The organism is Acinetobacter sp. WU_MDCI_Abxb74 (assembly GCF_025513915.1).
Classification (GTDB): Bacteria; Pseudomonadota; Gammaproteobacteria; order Pseudomonadales; family Moraxellaceae; genus Acinetobacter; species Acinetobacter calcoaceticus_C.
Window position 1 is genome coordinate 233,415 of sequence record NZ_JAHPRP010000002.1, and the last position, 25,040, is coordinate 258,454.

A 25,040-nucleotide genomic window follows, 5' to 3' on the forward strand; every position below is an offset into this window, starting at 1 on the left:
TTATAAAAATAAAGACTTAAAATTAAAGTGTGTCAATGTAACTTAAAAAATCAAAGTAATATAAAAAAAGAATATTTTCTTTAGGTTGTCACATAGTATGATGATAATTCATCTTAACTATTGGGATGATACATTTTTTCAATAAGATTAGATGAGTAAAGTACATAAAAGACGTTTTTTTTCTTGTAAAATTAGGTATCATCGCGCTCCTAGTTACAAGATATAAAATAAGTGTCTTTACTAGTTCTATAAAGCACCGAGTCAAAGGACCCATCGTCACCAGACTTATTTCTTTCTACCCCTATCAGAGATGGTAATCCGATATGAGCGTTACTTCCGTTAACCCTGCCACTAATGCTACTAACGAATATTATTTGACTCGCCAAAGTCAAATGGAATCAAATGTTCGTAGCTATCCACGTAAATTACCGTTAGCGATAGCGAAAGCACAGGGATGCTGGGTTACTGATGTTGAAGGTACACAGTACCTTGATTGTTTAGCTGGGGCAGGTACATTGGCTTTAGGTCATAATCATCCTGCGGTGATTCAAAGTATTCAAGATACATTGGCAAGTGGTTTGCCATTGCATACTTTAGACTTAACCACACCTTTAAAAGATGCATTCACTGAAGCATTGTTAGCATATTTACCTGGTGGTAAAGAAGAATATTGCCTGCAGTTCTGTGGTCCTGCTGGTGCAGACGCAACTGAAGCAGCAATTAAACTTGCTAAGACTTACACTGGCCGTAGTTCAGTGATCAGTTTCTCTGGCGGTTATCATGGTATGACCCATGGTGCGCTTGCTATGACTGGTAATTTAAGTGCAAAAAATGCAGTTAACGGTTTAATGCCAGGCGTACAATTCATGCCATATCCGCATGAATACCGCTGCCCACTTGGTTTAGGTGGTGACGCTGGTGTTGACGCTTTAACTTACTTCTTTGAAAACTTTATCGAAGATGTTGAAAGCGGTGTAACAAAACCGGCTGCTGTTATTCTTGAAGCGATTCAAGGTGAAGGCGGCGTAGTTACAGCTCCAGTAAAATGGTTGCAAAAAATCCGTGAAGTGACTGAAAAGCACAACATCGTTTTAATTTTAGATGAAGTTCAAGCTGGCTTTGCACGTTCAGGCAAAATGTTTGCATTTGAACATGCAGGTATTGAACCTGATGTTGTTGTAATGTCTAAAGCAGTAGGTGGTGGTTTACCACTTGCAGTATTAGGTATTAAACGTAAATTTGATGCTTGGCAGCCTGCAGGTCACACCGGTACTTTCCGTGGTAATCAACTTGCTATGGGTACAGGCCTTGTCGTATTAAAAACAATTACTGAACAAAATCTTGCTCAAAATGCGCAAGAACGTGGTGATTATCTACAAGCTGAATTTAAAAAATTGGCTCAAGAATTCCCATGTATCGGTAACGTGCGTGGTCGCGGTTTAATGATCGGTATTGAGATTGTTGACGAGCGTAAACAAGCTGATCGTATTGGTTCACTTCCTGCAGACTCTCAATTAGCTGCTGCAATTCAAACTGCTTGCTTCAACAATAAACTATTGCTTGAAAAAGGTGGTCGTAACGGTACTGTAATTCGTTTACTTTGCCCGCTTATCATCACTCAAGAAGAGTGTGTTGAAGTAGTTGCTCGCTTTAAGAAAGCAATTGCAGAAGCATTGGTTGCAGTTCGAGGCGCATAAGTATGGTGGATTTTGCAGAACATCGTAAAGCGTTACTCTGCAATGATGCACAATCCATTGCTGACTATGAGTCAGCAATGGGCGAAGCGGTAAAAGCCGTTTCAGCATGGTTGCAAAATGAAAAGATGTACACAGGTGGTAGCATTAAAGAATTGCGTTCTGCGATTTCTTTCCAGCCTTCAAAAGAAGGTATGGGTGTACAAGAATCACTTCAACGTATGATTGAGCTTTTCTTAAATAAAAGCTTAAAAGTACATCACCCGCACTCATTGGCACATTTACATTGTCCAACAATGGTAATGAGCCAGATTGCGGAAGTACTGATCAATGCGACTAACCAGTCTATGGACTCATGGGATCAAAGCCCAGCCGGTTCATTAATGGAAGTCCAGCTTATTGATTGGTTACGCCAAAAAGTAGGTTATGGTTCTGGTCAGGCGGGTGTTTTCACTTCTGGCGGTACTCAATCTAACTTAATGGGTGTATTGCTTGCTCGTGACTGGTGCATTTCGAAAAACTGGAAAGACGAAAACGGTAATCCGTGGTCTGTACAGCGCGATGGTATTCCAGCTGATGCAATGAAAAACGTCAAAGTCATTTGTTCTGAAAATGCACATTTCTCTGTGCAAAAGAACATGGCAATGATGGGCATGGGCTTCCAGTCAGTTGTTACTGTTCCTGTGAATGAAAATGCACAGATGGATGTAGATGCTCTCGAAAAAACGATGGCGCATTTGCAGTCAGAAGGTAAAGTAGTGGCTTGTGTCGTTGCGACAGCAGGTACGACTGATGCTGGTGCAATTGATCCATTGAAAAAAATCCGTGAAATTACCAATAAATATGGTTCATGGATGCATATCGATGCGGCATGGGGCGGTGCATTAATTCTGTCAAATGACTATCGTGCAATGCTTGATGGTATTGAATTGTCAGACTCAATTACACTCGATTTCCATAAGCACTATTTCCAAAGCATTAGCTGTGGCGCATTCTTGTTAAAAGACGAAGCGAACTATCGCTTTATGCACTACGAAGCTGAATATTTGAACTCTGCTTATGACGAAGAACATGGTGTACCAAACCTTGTTTCTAAGTCATTACAAACGACTCGTCGTTTTGATGCATTGAAATTGTGGATGACAATTGAATCACTTGGTGAAGACCTATATGGTTCAATGATTGATCATGGTGTAAAACTTACTCGTGAAGTTGCAGATTACATCAAGGCAACTGACGGTTTAGAGCTTTTAGTTGAACCACAATTTGCTTCTGTATTGTTCCGTGTTGTACCACAAGGCTACCCAGTTGAGTTTATCGATAGCTTGAACCAAAACGTAGCGGACGAATTGTTTGCTCGTGGTGAAGCAAATATCGGTGTAACAAGAGTTGGTAATGTACAGTCATTGAAAATGACAACATTAAGCCCTGTTGTGACATTCGAAAATGTTAAAAACCTTTTAGGTCAAGTATTGGCTGAAGCTGACCGCATTAAAGATGCGATTGCTTCTGGTAACTATGTACCACCAATCGACTAATTGAGTTGATACCAAAAAAGCCCGGTTTATTACCGGGCTTTTTTATTACATATTATTTTTATTAAAAGTGTGTATCAGGAGAGAGATGTATGCACAAAACATGCATATTTTTAAAAAACAAAAATAATTATGCATGATTTATGGGGAGTAAATTTCTTATTGTATTGGTATGTTCCCGATATTTTTGGTCGCATTGATATATCAATATCGTACTTATTAAATAATCCTGCTTTAACTGAAAATAAAGTAAGTGGCTGTAATTACAATTAAGACAAGGAAGAAGAAATGCAACAAGCGAATATGCTGAATGAATTTAAACTTATTATTGGCGGTCAACTTTGTTCAGGTGAACAAGGTGAACTAGAAATTATTAACCCTGCTACAGGTTTAACAGCTGCGCGTTGTTCAAAAGCATCGGTTGAGCAAGTGAATCAAGCAGTGAGTGCGGCTAAACAGGCATTTAAAGTATGGCAAATGGTGTCGCACGATGAACGTAAATCAATTTTAAACAAGATTGCGGATGGTATTGAAAAGCACGCCGAAATGCTCGCTGAACTTGTTGTGCTTGAGCAAGGTAAACCACTGGCACTCGCACAAATGGAAGTGCAGGGCGCAATTGGCTGGACTCGTTATGCGGCTGCTATGGATTTACCTGTTGAAATTATCGAAGACAGCGAAGCTAAGCGTATTGAACGTCATCGCCAACCATTAGGGGTAGTCGCTTCAATTACTCCATGGAACTGGCCACTCATGATTGCGGTCTGGCATATCATGCCTGCATTACGCGCTGGTAACGTTGTCATTAGCAAACCTTCTGAATACACACCACTATCAACTTTGCGTTTATGTGAAATTATTCAGCAAGAAGTTCCGGCTGGTGTTATTTCAATTGTGGTGGGTGCTGGTGAGATTGGCGAAGCATTATCTTCTCATCCAGATGTGCAAAAAGTTGTGTTTACGGGTTCAACTCGAACTGGACAGCACATTATGACGGGTGCAGCTCAACAGCTAAAACATTTAACTTTAGAGCTCGGTGGTAATGATGCGGGTATTGTATTACCTGATGCAAATATAGATGAAATTGCAGCTAAGATTTTCAATACTGCGTTCTTAAATGCGGGTCAAACATGCGCCGCGCTAAAACGTTTATATGTGCATGAAAGTCAATATGAGGCTTTATCTCAAAAGTTAGCTGACATTGCCAATGCTCAAATTGTGGGTGATGGAATGGAGTCTTCTACAACATTTGGCCCAGTACAAAACCAAATGCAATATAACAAGGTGAAAGCTCTTATTGCCGAGGCAATTGAGCAAGGAGCAAAAGCACTTTCTGGTCAGCAGCAGTTACCGGAGCAGGGCTACTTTATTGCACCAACTATTTTGACTGAAGTTTCTGAATCTTGCCGTGTAGTGCAAGAAGAGCAATTTGGTCCAGTGTTACCTGTCTTAAAATATACAGATATCAATGATGCAATTGCACGTGCCAATGATAGTGAGTTTGGTTTAGGTGGATCAATTTGGTCTTCTGACATTAAAGCCGCTCAAACTTATGCTACTCAGCTTCAATGCGGTACGGTTTGGGTTAATACACATGCAGAAGTTCTACCTCATGCACCTTTTGGTGGCTGGAAAATGTCGGGCTTAGGTGCTGAGTTTGGCTTAGAAGGATTGCTTGAAAACACGATTGGTCAAACACTGCATATTAGTAAAGTCTAAATATTAATTTTAAGGCGGATGATAGATCCGCCTTTTTATTCTAAATTATTTTATTAAAAGCCTAACTTGCTTAAGTCGTGTGATGGTAGCCGTGACTTTTAGGTTTGATCAAAAAATGATTCTGTTCTTTAATTTTTTTCAGAACAATGTAAGACTTTATGTGGCCAATAAAATTATAAGAAAGCAATCTTTCCGTCACAAATTGAGAAAGCTGTTCTAAGTTTTCTGCAACGACTTTTAAAATAAAATCCGCATCGCCACTAATTGAGAAAGCATCTTGAATATTGTCTTCTGCTTCAATTAACTCTTGGAAAGCCTGCTGCGATTTTGCTTCATGTGTCCTTAAATTAATATGAATCATCGCTGTGACTTCCAGTCCTAGCGCTTGTTGCTGAATGCGAGCAGTGTAGCCTAAAATTATGCCTTTTTGCTCAAGCAGCTGTCTTCTTCGAGAACATTGGGAAGCAGATAAACCGATTAAATCTCCAACTTCCTGATTGGTGAGCCGTCCATTCTTTTGTAATGCCTGAATGATTTGCCAGTCGAACTTATCCATTGCATAAAATCCTTTTATGATACACAAATCATGTATTTTTATTGAAATGCGTTTTCATTATGCACGAAATCTAAAAGGTAGATGAAATATTATTTTTCTATGGAATAAAAATTGGTCTCAAAGGATATAGAGCAATGTTCATAGAAATCGGTGACTTTTTAAATCTTCGTCTAAAACAAATGGGTATCCAACATCTCTTTGGTGTACCTGGTGATTTTAACCTCTCATATCTAGAACAAGTTGAAGCAGATCCAGAACTCGAATTTATTGGAAATTGTAATGAATTAAATGCTGCCTATGCAGCAGATGGTTATGCACGAATTAACGGTTTTTCTGCCTTGGCAACCACTTACGGTGTAGGTGATTTAAGCGCAATTAACGGCATTGCAGGTGCATATGCAGAAAATGTACCTCTTATTCATATTTCAGGTATTCCGCCTTTACATGCAGTTCAAAAGGGCACTTTAATCCACCATACGCTGGTTGATGGCAACTACGACAATATTATGAACTGCATGAAGGAGTTCACTGTTGCTCAAACACGTTTGACTCCTGCAAATGCAGCCTTTGAAATTGACCGGGTATTACGTCAGTGTTTCCTTGAACGTCGTCCTGTACATATTCAATTAGCAGGCGATATTACTCACGTTAAAATTGAAGTAAGTGAGCGTCCGCTCGATTTAAGCTATCCAGCTGTTGAACCAGATTTATTAAACAGCGTCGTCAATAAACTTTGCGACATTTTGAACAATGCAAAAAGCCCAGCACTTCTGATTGATAATGAAGCTTCAGTTTTTGGTGTAACTTCTCTTCTTAATGATTTATCTCAAAAGTGCTCTATTCCATTTGCTGGTATGAATACTGCAAAAAATATTATGGATGAAGGCTCGCCTCGTTACATTGGCACTTATGTGGGTGGGGCAAGTCAGCCGCATGTTAAAAATATAATTGAACAGTCGGACTGCTTAATTGGTATTGGCGCACGTTTTACCGACGTAGGTTCAGCTGTATTTACTCATCAAATTGCGACTAAAAACTATATCGAAATTAAATCTTATGGTCTGAACATTTTTGGTCAGGATTTCCCTGGCATTGAGATTGGGCAATTACTTGTTGAGTTAAATAAGAAAGTTGCGCCACGTAAAGCGACTAAACCTGTTCTTGAAAAACAACCTCAAAAAGTCTTTGAGGCACCAGCACAACAAAAGCTAAGCCAAGATGTACTTTGGAACTACATTGCTGGTTTCTTAAAAGAAGACGATGTAATTATTGGAGAAGTGGGCACTTCAAACTCAGCTTTGTCTGGTTTAAAACTTCCTGCTACAGCTAAATATATTGCTCAGCCACTTTGGGGTTCAATCGGTTATACCTTGCCAGCTTTACTTGGCAGTTTACTGGCAGCTCCTGAGCGCCGCCAAATTCTATTTATTGGTGATGGTTCATTCCAGCTTACGGTACAAGAGCTCTCTACAATTATTCGTCACGGTTTAAAACCCATTATTTTCTTGCTGAACAATGGCGGTTACACCATTGAGCGATTAATCATGGGCGAAAACGCTGCCTATAACGATGTACAAAACTGGAAATATACTGATATTCCAGCTGTCTTTAACGGTAAAAAAGGTCATACCACCTATGTGGTTGAAACTGCCGGACAGCTTAAGAGTGTTTTAGATAATGTTCATCAAAATGATCAATTAACTTTTATTGAATTAAAACTACCAGCAATGGATGCACCGGTGAGTTTGAAAAAATTTGCCTCAGTCATCGCACGTTTTGACTACGGTGATCGCGGTTACGAAATTTTAAAGGAACGTTCCCAGCCTATTAAATGTAAGGATGCAAGCTCGTTTTAAATAGAAGATAGGAAAATTCTTCTTAAAAATTAAATGGACTCATATTAAAGCAAACTTATGTCCGAAGGTCGGTTTCTGGCCTTCGGATATGGTGCTGAATAAAGGTGTACAGGAAGTGACACCAACATTGGAGATAATGTTATGGATGCAAACAATAAGCACGAGTTAAAACAAGGCTTATCCAATCGGCATATTCAACTCATCGCACTCGGAGGTGCGATCGGAACAGGGTTGTTTTTAGGACTTTCTCAAACGATTAAACTGGCAGGTCCTTCAATTTTATTAGGATATGCAATTGCTGGAATTATCGCTTTTTTAATTATGCGTCATTTAGGTGAAATGGTCGTTGAAGAACCAGTAAGTGGTTCATTTAGTTATTTTGCCAATAAGTACTGGGGCAAAATGGCTGGTTTTATGTCTGGCTGGAACTATTGGGTGTTATATGTACTAGTGAGCATGGCTGAACTTAGTGCAATTGGAACCTTCATTCAGTTCTGGTGGCCTGAAATTCCCACTTGGCTGACCGCTTTATTTTTCTTTATTTTAATTAATGGCATTAACTTAGTGAATGTCCGCTTTTTTGGGGAATCCGAATTCTTATTTTCCTGCATTAAGATTGTTGCAATTTTAAGCATGATTGGTTTTGGTACCTATCTCTTATTTACAGGCTCTGCTGGCCCGCAAGCTGGTATTGCAAATTTATGGCAACACGGTGGTTTCTTCCCACACGGGATTCATGGTTTTGTCATGGCTTTAGCCGTCATTATGTTTGCATTTGGTGGTTTAGAGTTAATTGGTATTGCTGCGGCTGAAACTAAAAAACCTGAAACAACCATTCCAAAAGCAGTGAACCAGATTGTTTATCGTATTTTAATTTTCTATATCGGTGCGATTGGAATCTTACTGTGCCTTTACCCTTGGAATATGGTTGCAGAAGGCGGTAGTCCATTTGTAATGATTTTCCAGTCATTAAATAGTAATGGCGTTGCGAACGTTTTAAACTTTGTGGTTTTGATTGCTGCTATTTCGGTTTATAACAGTTGCATTTATTGTAATAGCCGTATGTTGCATGGTTTAGCAGAGCAGGGTAATGCTCCGGCAATTTTGAAAAAAGTAAACAGCCGTGGTATTCCAGTTCCAGCCGCAGTTCTTTCTGCATCAATCACAGCAATATGTGTGGTCGTAAATTACCTCATTCCTGGCCAAGCTTTTCAGCTCTTTATGATGCTCGTTGTGGCTGCACTTGTCATTAACTGGCTTATGATTTCAGTGACTCATTTGAAATTTACTAAAGCAATGAAACTGCAAAAACATCAAACCAAATTTAAAAGTATTCTTAGCCCATGGAGTAATTATTTAACCATTAGCTTTGTATGCTTTATTCTTATCATTATGGCAATGACGCCAGATATGAGATTGGCTGTTATTTTAGGCCCAATTTGGCTCGCTTTTTTAGCACTGATGTATTTCTTAAAATATCGTAAAAAAATGGTAGTGATGCCAGAAGTACAATCGAATTAATTCACTAAATTTACAATGATATTGCGGTTACCTGACTTAAAGTAGGTAACCGTTTATCTTTTGTCATATTATTTTCATGTTACAAAGAAATTATTATTTCTTACCATATTTAATAAAAATTTTAGTCATAAAATTATTATTATTCGTAAAAGTAAAAATAGAGTTAAATAATAGATTTTTAAAATGTTTATAATATATTTTGGTTTTATATTTTATGAATTATTAAATTCTATATTTTTAATCAGTGTCATAATACAGACTAATATATAGGGTAAAATACCCACTCGCGTTGAATTAAATATTTGATAATAGATAAAAAATAGTAATCAGATAATTAACAATATCGAAATCATTAAAGCGTCATCATACTGTAACTTAATTGTCATATTTTCTATTCACAATGCAGCTATCGAAGAGCGTACAAGCACTCAACAAAAAGTGACGTACAACCTATTGCATTAATGAGAGAGAACAGAATGCGCTTAAATCCACGTCAAATCGCAATTGCGTTAGCAGTAACTGGGGCAGCTGTAACAACGACTGCAAATGCAGCTCGTGATACGATTCAAATTGCTGGTTCTTCAACTGTACTACCATTTGCCAGCGTTGTAGCTGAAGAGTTTGGTAATACATTCCCTCAATTTAAAACTCCTGTAGTTGGTTCTGGCGGTTCTTCTGCTGGTTTGAAACAATTCTGTCAAGGTGTGGGCGACAACACTATCGACGTTGCTAACTCTTCTCGTAAAATTAAAAGCACTGAAATTGAAGCTTGTAACAAAGCTGGTGTAAAACAAATTCAAGAAATTAAAATTGGTTATGACGGTATTGTATTTGCGTCTAGCTCAAACAAAGCAGCCTATAAATTAAAACCTTACCATGTATTTGCTGCTTTATCTGCACAACTACCTTCAAAAGGTAAGTTGGTTCCAAACCCATACACAAATTGGAACCAGATTGATAAATCACTTCCAAATGAACCAATTACACTTGTTATTCCTGCTTCTAACCACGGTACACGTGAAGTTTTCCAAGAGAAAATGGTCGAAGCTGGTTGCGAATCGTATGAATACTTCAAGAGCCTAGATAAAGATGCTCAGAAGAAAGCATGTTCTACTTTCCGTAAAGATGGCCGCGTAATTGAAATTGCTGGTGACTACACAGAAACATTGGCCCGCTTAAAGACCTCTCCAAGTGCAGTGGGCGTGTTTGGTCTAAGTTTCTATGATATGAACCGTGACAAGTTACGTGTAGCAACAGTAAACAATGTTGTTCCTTCTGAGAAAACAGTTTTGAACGGTACATATCCTGTGTCTCGTCCATTGTTCTTCTACGTGAAAGGCGAGCATTTAAAATCAGTTAAAGGCTTACCGCAATATGTAGAATATTTCGTAAGCAAAAAAGCAACAGGTAAAGGTTCTAAAGCTGAACGTGATGGCTTAATCGCAATGTCTGATGCTGAACGTGCAAAAGTATTGGCTGACTTTAAAGCAGGTAAAACTGTTAAATAAGTTAGTTTGAATAGGGGCTGGTGATCTTGAGAGTTCATCAGCCTTTTTGTCTAACTTGTTTTTCCAAATTATGACAATTGAGAAAACAGTGGAGAGTACATGAATCTGCTACTTATCGGTGTGTTGTTAGCCCTTGTGGCAATCGCATATCAACTTGGGCTGAGAAAGAGCCGTAGCCTAGCAGGTAAGGGAAGCAACTCGGCGACGTTACATTCTCGTCCTGGTTATTATGGTGCACTGGTTGGGCTTTGGTGCGGTATCCCTGCTTTTTTAATTTTGATCATTTGGAGCTTGGTTGAACCAAGTGTTTTAAACCATATTATTTTTAATAATATTCCCGCGACCGTAAGTGCTTCACTTGATGAAGCTGGCAGAAGTGTATTAGTTGATCGTGTTCAAGCGATTGCTTCTGGTTTTGGGGTGAGTGATAAACCGGCAGCCTATGAGTTAGCTGCTGCTCAACAGTTCGCAAAATTTCAAACCATTGGCTCTTTTGCCAAATTTGCTGTTGTCGTTTGTGCAGCTTTATTGGGTTTGGTTTGGGCGAAGAAAAAAATTAATCAACAATATCGTGCGCGTAACCAAGTTGAACGTGCCATTAATGTTGCTTTGATTTTATGTTCTGGTGTTGCGATTTTGACAACCATTGGTATTGTGATGTCGATGTTTGGCGAAGCAATGCACTTTTTCCGTTTTGTAAGTCCGCTTGATTTCTTCTTCGGGACAGAGTGGAACCCAGGCTTTAGTACTTCAGGTAATGTTGAAGGCAGTTATGGTTTACTGCCATTACTTTGGGGCACGCTCATGGTCAGCGGCATTGCTTTATTAGTTGCCGTACCCATTGGATTAATGATTGCCATTTATTTAGCTGAATATGCTTCTCCTTGGTTACGCTCATGGGCAAAACCAGCAATTGAAGTTTTAGCCGGTATCCCAACAATCGTTTATGGTGTTTTTGCCATGATGGTTATTGGGCCATTTTTCAAGGCAGCTGGTGCCTACGTTGGCCTTGAAATTAACGCGACCAGTGCTTTGACTGCTGGTTTCGTAATGGGGATTATGATTATTCCGTTTGTTTCTTCTTTATCAGACGACATTATTACCCAAGTACCTCGTGCTTTACGTGACGGTTCTTTAGGACTTGGAGCAACTAAGTCAGAAACAATTCGTCAAGTCGTTTTACCTGCTGCATTACCGGGTATTACGGGCGCATTTTTACTAGCTGTCTCTCGCGCCGTAGGGGAAACCATGATCGTGGTTTTGGCCGCAGGGAACAGCCCACTTTTACATGCAAATCCATTTGAAGCTGTTTCGACAGTGACCGTTACGATCGTAAAACAGTTGACTGGCGATACTGACTTTGCCAGCCCACAAGCTTTGGTTGCATTCGCGTTAGGTCTAACACTCTTTGTGATTACCTTATGCTTAAACATTGTTGCACTGTACATTGTGCGTAAATACCGTGAGCAATACGAATGAGTACATCAAATACATCATCTCCTATGGATCAGAACGTATTTGATCCAAAAGCTGCTGCTGAATCACGTGAACGACGTAAACAGGTCATCGAAAAATCTTTGGCTAAGCGTCATCGTAAAGAAAAAGCTTTTCGTTATGCTGGTTTCTCGGCAGTCGTAATTGGACTTGCATTCGTTGCACTATTGTTTAGCAGTATTTTGGCAAAAGGTTTACCTGCTTTTTGGCAAACCAGCATGAATGTTCCAATTTACTTTGATCCGAAAGTGATTGATGCAGGTCCGGTACCTGTTCGTGGGCAGGGGGAAACACCTGCACATTATCAAGAGCGCTATATCGATTGGCAAACCAAAATGGGTATGGTGGATTGGGACGGCATTATTGTAAATGGAATGATTGCTAAAGACCCTGCACTTGCTGACCAACGTGATTACTTAAGCAGTCTTTATGCGAGCTCAGAAGCTTATCGTTTACGTGATATGGTTTTTGCGGACCCATCATTAATTGGTAAGAAAGAAAATCTTAATTTCTTGGGCGATGCCAATGTTGATGTCTGGTTAAAAGGTAATATTGACCGTTCATTGCCAGATGAGCAACAGCAACTTGGACCTGAAGTGCGTAAACTTGCAGACGAGCTAAAAGCAAAAGGTGTTCTTGAAAGTACATTTAATATGAACTTATTTAAGAACCCAGACTCTCGTAGTTCACCAGCAATTAGTGGTCTTGCAGGTGCATTCATGGGTTCATTATTCATGATGCTGATTGTGATCATTATTGCAATTCCGATTGGTGTTGCCAGCGCAATCTATCTTGAAGAATTTGCTCCAAAAAATATTCTTACAGACATTATTGAAGTCAACATTAATAACCTTGCTGCTGTTCCTTCAATTGTGTTTGGTTTACTCGGTGCAGCAATTTTTATTGGTTGGATGCATTTGCCTCTATCTGCTCCACTGGTAGGTGGTTTAGTGTTGAGTTTAATGACGCTACCGACAGTCATTATTACCACTCGTGCTTCATTAAAAGCAGTACCACCTTCTATTCGACAAGCTGCACTTGGTTTGGGCGCTTCTAAATTCCAAACCATTTTCCACCACGTTTTACCATTAGCTTTGCCAGGTATTATGACCGGCGCAATTATTGGTGTTGCTCATGCACTTGGTGAAACAGCACCTTTACTTTTAATTGGAATGAGTGCATTCGTTGCAAGTATTCCTACAACTCCATTTGATCAAGCAACAGCTTTACCTGTCCAAGTTTACTTATGGCAAGGTAATGAGTTGCGTAACTTCTTCGAAGGCCGTACTGCCGCTGCGATTATCGTACTACTTGCATTAATGATTGGTTTAAACAGTCTTGCAATTTGGTTACGTAAAAAGTTCGAAGTGCGTTGGTAATAGAGGATAAATCATGAATACTATTGATATTACGAATTCCTTAGAAAAGGATAAGTTAGTGAACACTGAACAATCTCAATTTACAGATAAATCGCAAAATCATGGCACTTCGTATGTTTCGCATTTTGAACCACAAACTTCAAAAAAGCAGAACTCAACCGAAATCAAAATTAGTGCACAAGATGCCCATGTTTATTATGGTGATGTTGAAGCGATTAAGGGTATTGACCTCGATATTTACCAAAACGAAGTTATTGCCTTTATTGGACCGTCAGGTTGTGGTAAATCTACCTTTCTTCGTACGATAAACCGCATGAATGACACCATTGATGGTTGTCGTGTAACAGGTAAGATTACACTCGATAACCACAATATTTATGATCCAAATCTTGATGTCGTATTATTACGTGCTCAAGTGGGAATGGTATTCCAGAAGCCGAATCCGTTCCCTAAAACTATTTTTGATAACGTGGCATATGGTCCTAAACTTCATGGTCTAGCACGTGATAAATATGATCTAGAAGAAATTGTTGAAAATAGCTTGCGTAAAGCGGGTTTATGGGAAGAAGTGAAAGATCGTTTGAATCAACCGGGTACTGGTTTGTCAGGTGGTCAGCAACAACGTTTATGTATTGCACGTACTATTGCAGTAAGTCCTGAAGTGATTTTGATGGATGAGCCGTGTTCTGCACTCGACCCAATCGCAACAGCAAAAATTGAAGAATTGATTTCTGATTTATCAGAGCAATATACAATTGTAATTGTGACGCACTCAATGCAACAAGCGGCGCGTGTTTCGGATCGTACTGCTTACTTCCATTTAGGTGATTTGATTGAAGTTAACTCAACTGAAAAAGTCTTTACTCAACCTGATCATCAGTTGACAGAAGCTTATATTACTGGACGATTCGGTTAATTCGTAATTAAGACAAAAAAAGAGCCATGTGCTCTTTTTTTTATTTTATAAATGAAAATGACTCTATTTTGCAAAAACGCTATTGAATTTTAATCAAAAGGACCACATCTTAAGGCTATAAAAGATAACTTATGAGCTTAGAATTTTATGTTATTCCATTTGCCTAAACTCCCTGCAGAAATACGTGTTAGTCACTTAAATGCACGTGTAAATGAACAGAGAAAAAAAATTGCACAAACCACTGCAAGCCGTTTAGAACTTTTACAATTGGCTCAACAACTTGCTAAAGAAGCTAAAATTCGCCGTAAAAATAATCAGAAAATCTTTGTCTTAGATTTTAAGGGGGATATTCAAGCTTCAGCGGTTGAAAATATACGAGAAGAAATTACTCTCATTTTAGCAACTGCTAAAGCAGGGCGTGACCGTGTTGTTGTTCGCCTTGAAAGCCCAGGAGGCATGGTACATGGTTATGGTCTAGCAGCAGCTCAATTGGTGCGCTTACGCGATGCAGGCTTCCATCTGACCATCTGTGTAGACAAAGTGGCAGCAAGTGGCGGCTATATGATGGCATGTATCGCAAATGAAATTATTACAGCACCATTTGCTATTGTTGGTTCAATTGGTGTAGTTGCTCAAGTTCCAAATTTTAATCGTCTTTTAAAACAACATAATGTTGATTTTGAGCTTTACACAGCAGGGCAGTATAAGCGTACTGTAACTATGTTTGGCGAAAACACCCCTGAAGGTAAAGCGAAGTTCGAAGAAGAGCTTCAACAAACTCATGTGTTATTTAAGCACTTTGTTGAAAAGTATCGACCACAGCTTAATGTTGATAAAGTCGCTACAGGTGAACATTGGTACGGTGAAGATGCGCTTAATCTCAACCTTGTTGATAAATTACAAACATCTGATGAGTATCTATTAGCGTTATTAGCACAGCATGATGTCTATGTGATTAACACTCGTAAGAAAGCAACCTTAGGTGAAAAGTTGGGTTTGCAAGCGGCACAAATGGCAGATAGCTTGATTCCAGCTGTGATGAGCAAAGTGATGGAAAGCCTTGCAAAAGCAAATACAACTCTTGTGCAGGTGCGTGATCCAAAATTATAAGTTTTTGTGATTCACATTTTGATAAAAAACCAGCTTAATAGGCTGGTTTTTTTATTGAATTAATAAATAAATCCAGTTTTTAAAATATCTCTAACTTTTTAATAAAAATTCAAAAATAATTATTGATAAATATACTTTTTGAATTGTGATAAACCAATGGTTTTGATATTTTAAACACCAATAAAATAGCTTTTAGATGAATCATTTAAAAAGTTAGACATTTAAAAATATAACTGAAATTCAGGATAGGAAATAATGACAAGAATAATTGTGGCATCCAAAGAGGGTTTGGACGTTCTGCAAGATGGTCAGCTCAATAAGGTTGTGTTAAGTAAACCTTCTATTATTCAAATTGGTATTAGTCAAAAAGATATAGCATCAATGGAAAAGCAGGGGGGCAGTCTAGTCATCCATTTAAAAAATGGAGAAACCCTTGTTTTAGAAAATTTCTTTAATGAAGCAACGAATACAACAGACCATTCACTTGTTTTTCCAACTGAACATGGAAAATTTGTTGAAGCACAATTTGATGCACAAGGTAAGGTTATAGATTATACCGGTCTAAACCATGTCACAGATTTAGCCTACACAAGCACTAGCCAGCCAGCCTCAACAATGGCAGTTGATGATTCTCCAACTTTTTCGATGGGCAATGTGCTAAAAGCAGGCTTAGCAGTTTTAGCCGCTGAAGGTTTATACCTTTGGGCTTTTGATAACGATGACAAAGATGATTCACCTGTTGATGTCCCAAACACTGCGAAACCAACAGATTTAAAACTTGCAGATGATGCTGTTACGGTTACTGGTAAGGCAGAAGCTAATGCAAAAATTTATATTAAAGATATTGCTGGAAATACGGTAGCCTCTGGTGTTGCAGATGCAAGTGGTAATTTTACTATCAAGTTAGACAAGCCTTTGACAGATGGAAATAAATTAAATGTTTCTGCTCAAAATGGGGGCGGTAAAGAGTCTAGTGGTGCTGCTATTACAGGTGCAAAAGATACAATTGCTCCAGATGCTCCACAAGCTCAGCTTAGTGAAGATGGTTCATTAGTAACAGGTAAAGCTGAAGCGAATGCAAAAATTACTGTATATGATGCCGCTGATAAAGTATTAGGAACTGTAACTGCGAATAAAGATGGGATCTTTTCTTTAAAACTTACTCCGCCCTTGACGAGTGACACAGGTGGTAAGGTGGTTGCAGAAGATGCGGCTGGCAATAAATCTGAGCCAAGTAAAATAATTGCAGGAAAGGATACCTTTGCTCCAGATGCGCCTTTAGTAGAAGTGAATAAAGAAGGCACAACAGTTGAAGGCAAAACTGAAGCCAATGCAAAGGTTCAAATCAAAGATGCTGATGGTAAAGTGATCGGAACTGGTACGGCAAATGCTCAAGGTGAGTTTCAAATTACACTTTCTCCTGCATTAAAAGATGCACAGAAGGCTACTATTGTTGTTGAAGATGCAGCAGGAAATACTTCTAAACCTTTAGAAATTTCTCCAAATTATGACTCTATTGCACCTGATAAACCAGTAGCTCAAATTAATGCTGATGGTACAACAGTAACAGGCACAGCAGAAGCTAATGCAAAAATTGAAGTTAAAGATTTAAGCGGCAAGGTCATTGGTAGTGGAACCGCTGGTGCAGATGGGAAATTTACAATTTCTATTTCACCAGCCTTAACTGATAATAAGCATGCCTCTGTATCAGCTATTGATAGTGCCGGAAATAAATCTGATGTTCTTGATATTATCGGCACTAAAGATACTACGCCTCCTATCAAACCTGTCTTAAATAGTGTGGATGATGATGTGGGAGCTTTAAAAGGGGCGATTACAGCTGGTTCTGAAACAGATGATGCAAGACCAAAACTTACGGGATCAGGTGAGGCAAATGCCACGCTCACTATTTATGATAATGGCGTTGCTATTGGAATTGTGACCGTAAGTAGTGGTAGATCTTGGACGTTTAGTCTTGATAAAGATTTAGCCCTTGGAAAGCATACGATTACTTTGACTCAGACAGATGCAGCAGGACTTACGAGTGAAGTCAGTTCGCCATTTACCTTTTATGTAGTCGCGCCAAAGACTGCGAGTTTAAGTGATGCAGCAGTTGACACTGCTCATGTAGAAACTGTATCTGTTGCTGATAGCGTTGGCTTAAATACATTAAAGTTAGTACAAAGCACAACGAATGAAACCCATAACCAGCAGCAGAAATCTGTGTCATTAGATGATTTATTAAAAAATTCTGCATCTAATGATTCAGACCCGATCGCAAAACTTTTATCTGCAACAGAGTCTAAACCTGTGGTGAATGAGCAGAGCGATGTAAATAACACAGCTAGTGATATCACAACCAATCTAGATCAACTTCTACCAAATGCGACTTCTTCAGTTTTATCAAATCTTTTAGATCAAACTTATCCAGTAGTTTAAATATCCTTTAAAAAAAGCGCTCATTGAGCGCTTTTTTATTTATGAATGATTTATTTTAGGTGTTTTTATAAGAGCAGCAACTCCATAGATTATTGCTCCAATAGTTGCTAACAGCATATCTTTATGGGCATCCCACATATCGCCTTGTTGCCCATTATAATTTTCGGCTTCTTCTGGAGATAAACCAATAGCAATTGCCCATTCAATGAGTTCATAGAAAACACTTGATGCCATCACAAATTGAATCACAAGTAAAAACAAAGTAAAAGGTCGTGCGGTAGGCAACCAAACCTGAAAAACTCGATAAATAAGAGGGTAAAGCAAAACACCATAGGCAAGATGAACTAAACGATCATACATGTTGCGGGACCACCCCATGTATTGATCTAGATTAAAATGGAATATCTGTTGAATCCAGTCATTGTAAGGAACGTATGAATACAGGTAGTGTGCGCCGATAATGTGAATCAGTAAAAATAGTAAGTAGAGAGTAAAGCTTAAAAAATCGAGGCCAATCTTTTTAAAAATAATAAATAGTAGAACCAACATAAAAACAGTTCCCACCTGATGAAGTAAGTAAGCTTCAAATTCAAGGGGCTGAATGCCTGACAGTATAATGGCAATAAAAATAAGACTAAGAGCAATATAGTGTTTAAGTTTGAATTGTTTTTCGATCATTTTATAAAGGCTTTATTGTGATTTATATTAGTGTAATAAAAAAGCGAAGCCTAAGCTCCGCTTTTTATAAACTTTTTAATTAGATTTTGCTAATTAAATCGTTAATTTGTTTTGCTTGTTCTGCCGCATTACCTGTATAAGTTGCAGGAGTAAGTTCAGCTAAACGCGCACGTTCTTCGCTTGGTACTTGAGAAAGTTCATCACCATTTACGAAGTTAACCATCATGTCGCGAGTCATTGCTTGACCACGAGTTAATGCTTTTAACTTTTCATATGGCTTTTCAACGTTATAGCGACGCATAACAGTTTGAATTGGCTCTGCTAACACTTCTTGAGCTTGGTCAAGATCTTCAAGTAAACGGTTTGCATTGAGCTCAAGTTTACCAACACCTTTTAGACAAGCATCAAAAGCAATTAAACTTTGTGCAAAACCAACACCCATATTACGAAGTACAGTCGAGTCAGTTAAGTCACGCTGCCAGCGAGAAATTGGTAATTTTTCGCCTAAGTGTGCTAATACGGCATTTGCAATACCTAAGTTACCTTCAGAGTTTTCAAAGTCAATTGGGTTAACTTTGTGTGGCATAGTTGAAGAACCAACTTCACCATCTTTTAATCTTTGTTTGAAGTAACCTAAAGAAATGTAACCCCATACGTCACGGTTAAAGTCGATTAAAATCGTATTGAAGCGGCGTAGGGCATCAAACAACTCTGCCATGTAGTCATGTGGCTCGATTTGTGTCGTGTACGGGTTGAATGCTAAACCTAAAGATTCAACAAAAGCTTGAGCATGTGCAGCCCAGTCAACATCTGGGTAAGCAGAAAGGTGAGCATTGTAGTTACCTACAGCGCCGTTGATTTTGCCTAATAGTTCAACATTTTCAAATTGTTTGATTTGGCGAGCTAAACGGTATGCAACGTTCGCCATTTCTTTACCCAAAGTTGTTGGGCTAGCCGTTTGACCGTGCGTACGTGACAACATTGGTTGTTCAGCATGAGTCGTTGCTAAAGCAGAGATTGCATTTAAAATTTGCTTCATGCTTGATACTAAAACTTCACGGCCATTTTTAAGCATCAATGCATGAGACAAGTTGTTGATGTCTTCTGAAGTACATGCAAAGTGAATAAATTCACCCGCGTTTTGTAATTCAGTAATACCTGCAATTTTCTCTTTTAAGAAATACTCAACAGCTTTTACATCATGGTTCGTTGTACGTTCAATTTCTTTAATACGGTTTGCATCTTCTTCAGAAAAATTGCTAACAATTGCATCTAAAGCTGCATTTGTTTCATTTGAAAAAGGAGCAACTTCAACAATTTCTGGACGGTTAGAAAGCGCTTGTAACCAACGCACTTCTACAGTGACACGAGCATGAATTAAACCAAACTCAGAAAGAAAAGGGCGTAGCGCATCACATTTGCTGGCATAACGTCCATCTAATGGTGATAGTGCGGTTAAAGCATTCATAACGATTCCTTAATGTTGGAATAAACATAAAACCAAAAATAATCTCTTTACAGTCTTAGATGACTTGGTACTGTAAACGAGCAAGTGCTTGAATATCTTGTAGCAATTTACGTTTGCTAAAAATCATGTTCCACGAACTACCACCAAGTTGTCGCCATAAATGGGCCATTTGCAAGCCAGTGAATAGACACGCACGGATGCGGTTAGTGTGGTTGGTATCTTTAAATGCTTCTGCATTACCACGAACTAGAATGCGGGGATTTATCTGTCCTGCGGTATCGACATAGGTTTGGGCCAAATTGGCTAAAATGCTTGGATGTAAATAATTATTATCAAAAAAAGAAAGCTGTTTTAAAATCTTTTGCTGAGCTTTTTCAATGATTGCGACATATTCTGGGTTGCTATAGACCTTCTTTTCTAATTGTAAAAGTGACATCGCGTATGACATTGGAAGCTTAGCTGTGCCCATTTTGGGAAGGCGAGATTTAGGCATATTTGTAAAAGGTTGAGTAATACAATTTTCGAGTGTTTTAAGCCCTAAAGAAATATCTGCCAACTGATTAAAAAAATCTAATGTTTGAACACCATTGTTGACTGTAGGGCGAATATTTAAACTCGCTTTGATTAACAGCTCAAAATAGAAGTTACCACTTTCACCAATACTCTGCTGACCCGTTAGGGCTGTCATATGCGTGAGCTGGGTAGCCTGAAATACCCCAGCCAAGGCAAGGGCACGGTTTTGGCGAACATTCAAGGCTTGTGATTGTTGAAATGGTAACTCCACCATGCCATTCATTCCCTTAAATAAAATTTGGTGTAGGGGCATTTGTATGGTGAATGACACCCCCGCCTAAGCAAACTTCATCTGAATAAAATACAACGCTTTGACCCGGTGTAACAGCGCGCTGAGGTTCATCAAACTCAACTCGTACACCGTGTTCACTATTTTCATCATTAAAAACTGTACATGCCTGATCAGGTTGGCGATAGCGTGTTTTAGCTGTACAACGCAAACCTTCAACTGGAATATTCTGTTCACCAGCTACCCAGTCAATTGACTCACTCCAAAGCTGTGTGCTTTGCATGAGTGGGTGTTCATGTCCCTGACCAATAACGAGGCGGTTATTGGCAATATCTTTATGTAGTACGAACCATGCGCCTTCCGCTGCACCTTTCAAACCACCTAGACCAATTCCGCCACGTTGACCGAGCGTATAGTACATCAGACCGTGATGTTCACCAACTTCTTTACCTGTATCAAGTACAATTTTTCCAGGTTGAGCGGGTAAATATTGTTTAAGAAAGTCATTAAATCGGCGTTCGCCAATAAAACAGATTCCTGTAGAGTCTTTTTTCTTGGCTGTAGCAAGATCAAGCTCTTCAGCAATTCTACGGACTTCTGGTTTTTCGATCTCACCTACCGGAAATAGGGTTTTGTTAATTTCTTTACCATGAACAGCATGTAAGAAATAGGTTTGGTCTTTATTACTATCTAAACCACGTAATAACGGTGCGTATGCTTCGCCTTTTGAGTTATATGCAGTTTCGCCTCGACGTGCATAATGACCAGTCGCGATAAAGTCTGCACCTAAAGTTATGGCATGATCTAAAAATGCACGGAACTTAATTTCTTTATTACATAAAATATCTGGGTTTGGCGTGCGTCCAGCTGCATATTCAGCTAAGAAAAGTTCAAACACGCGATCCCAATATTCCATAGCAAAATTTGCTGTGTGGAGCTTAATGCCTATTTTATCAGCTACTGCTTGAGCATCGGCTAAATCTTCCATTGCCGTACAGTATTCCGTGCCGTCGTCTTCCTCCCAGTTCTTCATGAAAAGACCTTCAACTTGATATCCTTGTTGAAGTAAAAGTGCTGCAGAAACAGAAGAGTCTACACCACCAGACATACCGACGATGACACGTTGTTGCATAGGACTAGGCATCCAAATGAGAAGTTAATGAGGGAGAGAAAGGGTGCTCATAAATAAGCGATAGAGGATAATGGTGGCCTTTCATGGCATCTTCAACTGCTTTTAGCACGAGCGGACTGCGGGCACGAGCAGATTCTTTGAGCTCATCTGGTGTCATCCACACAGCAGCTACAATATCTGTATCGAGTTGAGGATTACTTTCAACCTGAGTCACATGCGCTAGAAAACAGAAGCGATAATATGTACGGTCCGGAAACATGGGCGGGGTATAAGTATAAATACCGAGCAAGGCATCAATTTCAACATGATGACCCGTTTCTTCAAGTGTTTCACGAATGGCTGCTTGTGTTAATGATTCACCACATTCCACATGACCGGCAGGTTGGTTAAATACAGTGTGTACAAAACCTTCACTATGTTCTTCTACAAAAAGATAGCGTCCGTCTTTTTCGACGACTGTAGCAACAGTGACATGAGGAGTCCATGCAGCCATAAAAAAGCACCATGATTTAAAAGACGTATAATACGAAATTTAGGGGTTTTTGGCTACGATAAGATTTTTATAAATCTTTTTACTCATCAAGATTTGTTCTTTTCCATGAATTATTAATACAATCTCTTTCAGCAGTTTGGCCGTACTCAAGATCAAAAACTTCATTTAAGCTCGAATCTCTTAATATCATTTGTTCTAAGGCAACGAGACGAATATCCTCCGGTTCCTGATTACCTGTTAGAAATTGCCAATCCCCATCATTATCATGAATAACTCTTAAAATAGGTTGATTTAAATCTAGCCATTGTCGAGTGGTGAAAATACCTAAATTTCTGGCTTCTCTAAATTTAAAATCAGCATTTCGGTCTAGTAAGGGCTGATCATAAATCAACTCTTCCGCATATCCCTCTTCCCAAGGAAATTTGTCATTGCGATCAGTCCAGACTAATTGTAAAGCTAAGAAATTATTGTGTTGGTAATAATTCAGTGCTCCACCAAAATAATCCGCAATATTCCTGAAATCTACAGGTAAAAATTGGGCACGGCTCTCTTTTAAAATTTTGTCATCATAATCTTGATAGGAGGTAATTTTTTCTCCATTTCTAATTAGATTTGTTACATCATTAATAATGAGATGGGCTAGATCCGTAGGTAATCCAAAACAAATAATTTCAGAATGCTGATAACTCTCATATAAACCCACACTGTAACTAAAAGAAGGTAAATAGTCCGTTGCACTAATTCCCATAACTTGTAATCCATATTCTTCAATATTGGTTTTGATTTGGTTTATTAGCTCATATTCAGTAGGGCAATTATGGGTGTTATCTAAGCTCATTATTTATTTCTCAAAGGTTTCTTATTCTTGTAAGTGCAATATGCATGTCCACTAAACTAAAAATAGCAAAGTTAGACTTCACTATTTTTATGATTATTTTGTACTTTTACATAATGTCTTGCCGAATAAGGGAGAAATGCTAATTCTTTTTCGGTCAGTGGTCGCACTTGCTGTACAGGGCTCCCTACATACAGATAACCACTTTTTAAGACTTTACGCGGTGGGACTAAGCTACCTGCGCCAATCATCACATCATCTTCAATAATCACGTCATCTAGAACAACGGTATTGATTCCGATTAAAACTCGGTTGCCGATGGTACAGCCATGCAAAGTCACATGGTGGCCAACCGTTACGTCTTCACCAATAATGAGAGGCGAACCGTTTGGTTTGGCATCATTTTTATGACTAACATGCAACATACAATGGTCTTGAACATTACTGTTTTTACCAATTTGAATGCTATTTACGTCACCGCGAATGACTGCAAAAGGCCAGACAGAAACATTTTCGGCTAAGCTGACTTCACCGACTACAACAGCCATGTCGTCGATATAACATGTTGTATCAACTTGAGGGCGGTGTTCAAGATAAGGACGTATGTTCTTTGCCATGAGAGGGATCAACATAAAATTTAGATGAATTATAAAATAAAAAAGCACTCAGACTAAATAGCATGAGTGCTTAATTCAACTATTCAAAAATTAGAATAAGTTGCTGAAGAATTGTTTAACATGGTCGATTAAGCGTGCAAAGAAACCTGCTTCTTCAACTGGCTTTAATGCAACTAATGGCTTTTCAGCAATGACTTTGCCGTCTAGGCTAGCAACAAGTTTGCCCACGACTTGGCCCTTTTGAAGTGGCGCATTTAAGTTCGGTTGAACCACTAACTGAGTTTTAATACCGTCAGCTTTACCCTTAGGCATAGTCACACTGAAGTTTTCAGCTAAACCCACTTGAACTTCATCTTCTTTACCAAACCAGACTTTCGCTTTTGCAAGAACCTGATTTGCTGGTTGAACATTTGCAGTTTCAAAGTTTGCAAAGCCCCAAGCCAATAAAGTACGTGTTTGATCTGCACGTTCAGCCATGCTTGGAGTACCAAAAATCACTGAAACTAAACGCATTGGACCGCGTTTACTTGAAGTCGTTAAGCAGTAACCAGCTTCATCTGTATGGCCTGTTTTTAAACCATCTACACTTGGGTCTGTGTAAAGCAAGGCATTACGGTTACCTTGTTTAATACCATTAAAAGTAAATTCTTTTTCAGAGTAGATTGGATAATATTTTGAGCTGTCTTTAATAATATGTTGGGCTAAAACTGCCATATCTTTTGCAGTTGAATAGTGGCCTTCAGCTGGCATACCAGTCGAGTTAACAAACTGAGTATTTACCATGCCGATACGTTTTGCTTCCTGATTCATCATGTGAGCAAAAGTGCCTTCATTTCCGGCAATATGTTCAGCCATTGCTTTTGATGCATCATTACCTGACTGGATAATAATACCACGGAGCATTTCTAGAACAGTCGCTGTACCATTTAAAGGGACATACATACATGATTCAGAGCTACTTCCTTTACACCATGCAGACTCGTTCATACGAACCTGTTCATTTTCAGTCAGATCACCTTTTAATAATTTTTGTTCAATGATGTAACTGGTCATCATTTTAGTCATCGAAGCAGGAGCAAGCTTTTCATTTTCATTTTTAGAAGCAAGAATTTGTCCTGTCTCGTAATCCATTAATACATAAGACTTATTATTTAATTCTGGCGGAGCTGATAAGACAGTTGCTGCATAAGAAAAGCTTGGCAAAAGGAGTAGTGCAGCAATAGCGCTTTTTCGAGTCATTCTATGTAATTCCAATATCTTGTATGAAGCAGAAGAGCCTAGCATTTTA

20 protein-coding genes are annotated in these 25,040 nt (G+C 38.8%); 11 read left to right on the plus strand and 9 right to left on the minus strand.

Annotation, left to right across the window (positions count from 1 at the left end):
* Positions 1 to 323: 323 nt before the first annotated feature.
* The 3 genes from KTH84_RS07175 to KTH84_RS07185 all read left to right on the plus strand — a co-directional run bounded on the left by KTH84_RS07175 (position 324) and on the right by KTH84_RS07185 (position 4,948).
* Positions 324 to 1,697: a diaminobutyrate--2-oxoglutarate transaminase gene (locus KTH84_RS07175; protein ID WP_262472663.1), complete on the plus strand. Its 1,374-nt coding sequence runs from the start codon at positions 324 to 326 to the stop codon at positions 1,695 to 1,697.
* A 2-nt stretch (positions 1,698 to 1,699) separates the two neighbouring features.
* Positions 1,700 to 3,232, plus strand: a complete 1,533-nt coding sequence (locus tag KTH84_RS07180) for a pyridoxal phosphate-dependent decarboxylase family protein (protein ID WP_262472665.1) — start codon at positions 1,700 to 1,702, stop codon at positions 3,230 to 3,232.
* A 285-nt stretch (positions 3,233 to 3,517) separates the two neighbouring features.
* Positions 3,518 to 4,948 (plus strand): aldehyde dehydrogenase family protein, encoded by a 1,431-nt coding sequence (locus KTH84_RS07185; protein WP_262472666.1) that lies wholly within the window; start codon positions 3,518 to 3,520, stop codon positions 4,946 to 4,948.
* A gap of 70 nt (positions 4,949 to 5,018) precedes the next feature.
* On the opposite strand, the gene KTH84_RS07190 is transcribed toward KTH84_RS07185, so the two are convergent.
* Positions 5,019 to 5,504 carry an Lrp/AsnC family transcriptional regulator gene (locus KTH84_RS07190; protein WP_017387914.1) on the minus strand — a complete coding sequence of 162 codons (486 nt, stop codon included), beginning with the start codon at positions 5,502 to 5,504 and terminating at the stop codon, positions 5,019 to 5,021.
* 134 nt (positions 5,505 to 5,638) lie between these two features.
* On the opposite strand from KTH84_RS07190, the gene KTH84_RS07195 reads away from it, so the two are divergent.
* From KTH84_RS07195 to blp2, 8 genes are all read left to right on the plus strand, one after another.
* Positions 5,639 to 7,360 carry an alpha-keto acid decarboxylase family protein gene (locus tag KTH84_RS07195; RefSeq protein ID WP_075431489.1) on the plus strand — a complete coding sequence of 574 codons (1,722 nt, stop codon included), beginning with the start codon at positions 5,639 to 5,641 and terminating at the stop codon, positions 7,358 to 7,360.
* A gap of 141 nt (positions 7,361 to 7,501) precedes the next feature.
* Positions 7,502 to 8,881: an amino acid permease gene (locus KTH84_RS07200; RefSeq protein WP_262472667.1), complete on the plus strand. Its 1,380-nt coding sequence runs from the start codon at positions 7,502 to 7,504 to the stop codon at positions 8,879 to 8,881.
* A 476-nt stretch (positions 8,882 to 9,357) separates the two neighbouring features.
* Positions 9,358 to 10,389, plus strand: a complete 1,032-nt coding sequence (locus KTH84_RS07205) for a substrate-binding domain-containing protein (RefSeq protein ID WP_133972358.1) — start codon at positions 9,358 to 9,360, stop codon at positions 10,387 to 10,389.
* A 99-nt stretch (positions 10,390 to 10,488) separates the two neighbouring features.
* Positions 10,489 to 11,868 carry a phosphate ABC transporter permease subunit PstC gene (pstC, locus tag KTH84_RS07210; protein WP_133972360.1) on the plus strand — a complete coding sequence of 460 codons (1,380 nt, stop codon included), beginning with the start codon at positions 10,489 to 10,491 and terminating at the stop codon, positions 11,866 to 11,868.
* Entirely contained in the window at positions 11,865 to 13,262 is a 1,398-nt protein-coding gene (gene pstA / locus KTH84_RS07215) for a phosphate ABC transporter permease PstA (RefSeq protein ID WP_262472668.1), read from the plus strand. The genes pstC and pstA overlap by 4 nt, the downstream gene beginning before the upstream one ends.
* A gap of 13 nt (positions 13,263 to 13,275) precedes the next feature.
* Complete coding sequence (gene pstB, locus KTH84_RS07220; protein ID WP_042898050.1) at positions 13,276 to 14,178, plus strand: phosphate ABC transporter ATP-binding protein PstB; 903 nt, start codon at positions 13,276 to 13,278, stop codon at positions 14,176 to 14,178.
* Between the two features lie 147 nt (positions 14,179 to 14,325).
* Positions 14,326 to 15,288, plus strand: a complete 963-nt coding sequence (gene sohB, locus KTH84_RS07225; protein WP_075431488.1) for a protease SohB — start codon at positions 14,326 to 14,328, stop codon at positions 15,286 to 15,288.
* A gap of 255 nt (positions 15,289 to 15,543) precedes the next feature.
* Positions 15,544 to 17,727, plus strand: coding sequence for an Ig-like repeat protein Blp2 (blp2, locus tag KTH84_RS07230; protein WP_262472672.1), 2,184 nt, complete (start codon positions 15,544 to 15,546; stop codon positions 17,725 to 17,727).
* A gap of 39 nt (positions 17,728 to 17,766) precedes the next feature.
* Here blp2 and KTH84_RS07235 read toward each other — a convergent pair whose 3' ends face one another.
* The 8 genes from KTH84_RS07235 to dacC form a co-directional block, all read right to left on the minus strand.
* A complete protein-coding gene (locus tag KTH84_RS07235) occupies positions 17,767 to 18,405 on the minus strand; it encodes a DUF2238 domain-containing protein (protein WP_133972366.1) in 639 nt (212 codons plus the stop codon).
* 79 nt (positions 18,406 to 18,484) lie between these two features.
* Positions 18,485 to 19,873, minus strand: a complete 1,389-nt coding sequence (gene purB, locus KTH84_RS07240; protein WP_042898047.1) for an adenylosuccinate lyase — start codon at positions 19,871 to 19,873, stop codon at positions 18,485 to 18,487.
* Positions 19,874 to 19,928: 55 nt separating this feature from the next.
* Positions 19,929 to 20,660, minus strand: a complete 732-nt coding sequence (hflD, locus tag KTH84_RS07245) for a high frequency lysogenization protein HflD (protein WP_004643577.1) — start codon at positions 20,658 to 20,660, stop codon at positions 19,929 to 19,931.
* Positions 20,661 to 20,673: 13 nt separating this feature from the next.
* Complete coding sequence (gene mnmA, locus KTH84_RS07250; protein WP_202742970.1) at positions 20,674 to 21,807, minus strand: tRNA 2-thiouridine(34) synthase MnmA; 1,134 nt, start codon at positions 21,805 to 21,807, stop codon at positions 20,674 to 20,676.
* A 4-nt stretch (positions 21,808 to 21,811) separates the two neighbouring features.
* The gene (locus KTH84_RS07255; RefSeq protein ID WP_003650461.1) at positions 21,812 to 22,300 is read right to left on the minus strand and encodes an NUDIX hydrolase; all 489 of its coding nucleotides are present in this window, start codon (positions 22,298 to 22,300) and stop codon (positions 21,812 to 21,814) included.
* 79 nt (positions 22,301 to 22,379) lie between these two features.
* A complete protein-coding gene (locus KTH84_RS07260) occupies positions 22,380 to 23,138 on the minus strand; it encodes a DUF4262 domain-containing protein (protein ID WP_262472674.1) in 759 nt (252 codons plus the stop codon).
* A 71-nt stretch (positions 23,139 to 23,209) separates the two neighbouring features.
* Complete coding sequence (locus KTH84_RS07265) at positions 23,210 to 23,752, minus strand: gamma carbonic anhydrase family protein (RefSeq protein WP_133972372.1); 543 nt, start codon at positions 23,750 to 23,752, stop codon at positions 23,210 to 23,212.
* A 90-nt stretch (positions 23,753 to 23,842) separates the two neighbouring features.
* Positions 23,843 to 24,991, minus strand: a complete 1,149-nt coding sequence (gene dacC, locus KTH84_RS07270; RefSeq protein WP_042898045.1) for a D-alanyl-D-alanine carboxypeptidase PBP5/6 — start codon at positions 24,989 to 24,991, stop codon at positions 23,843 to 23,845.
* Positions 24,992 to 25,040 lie beyond the last annotated feature (49 nt).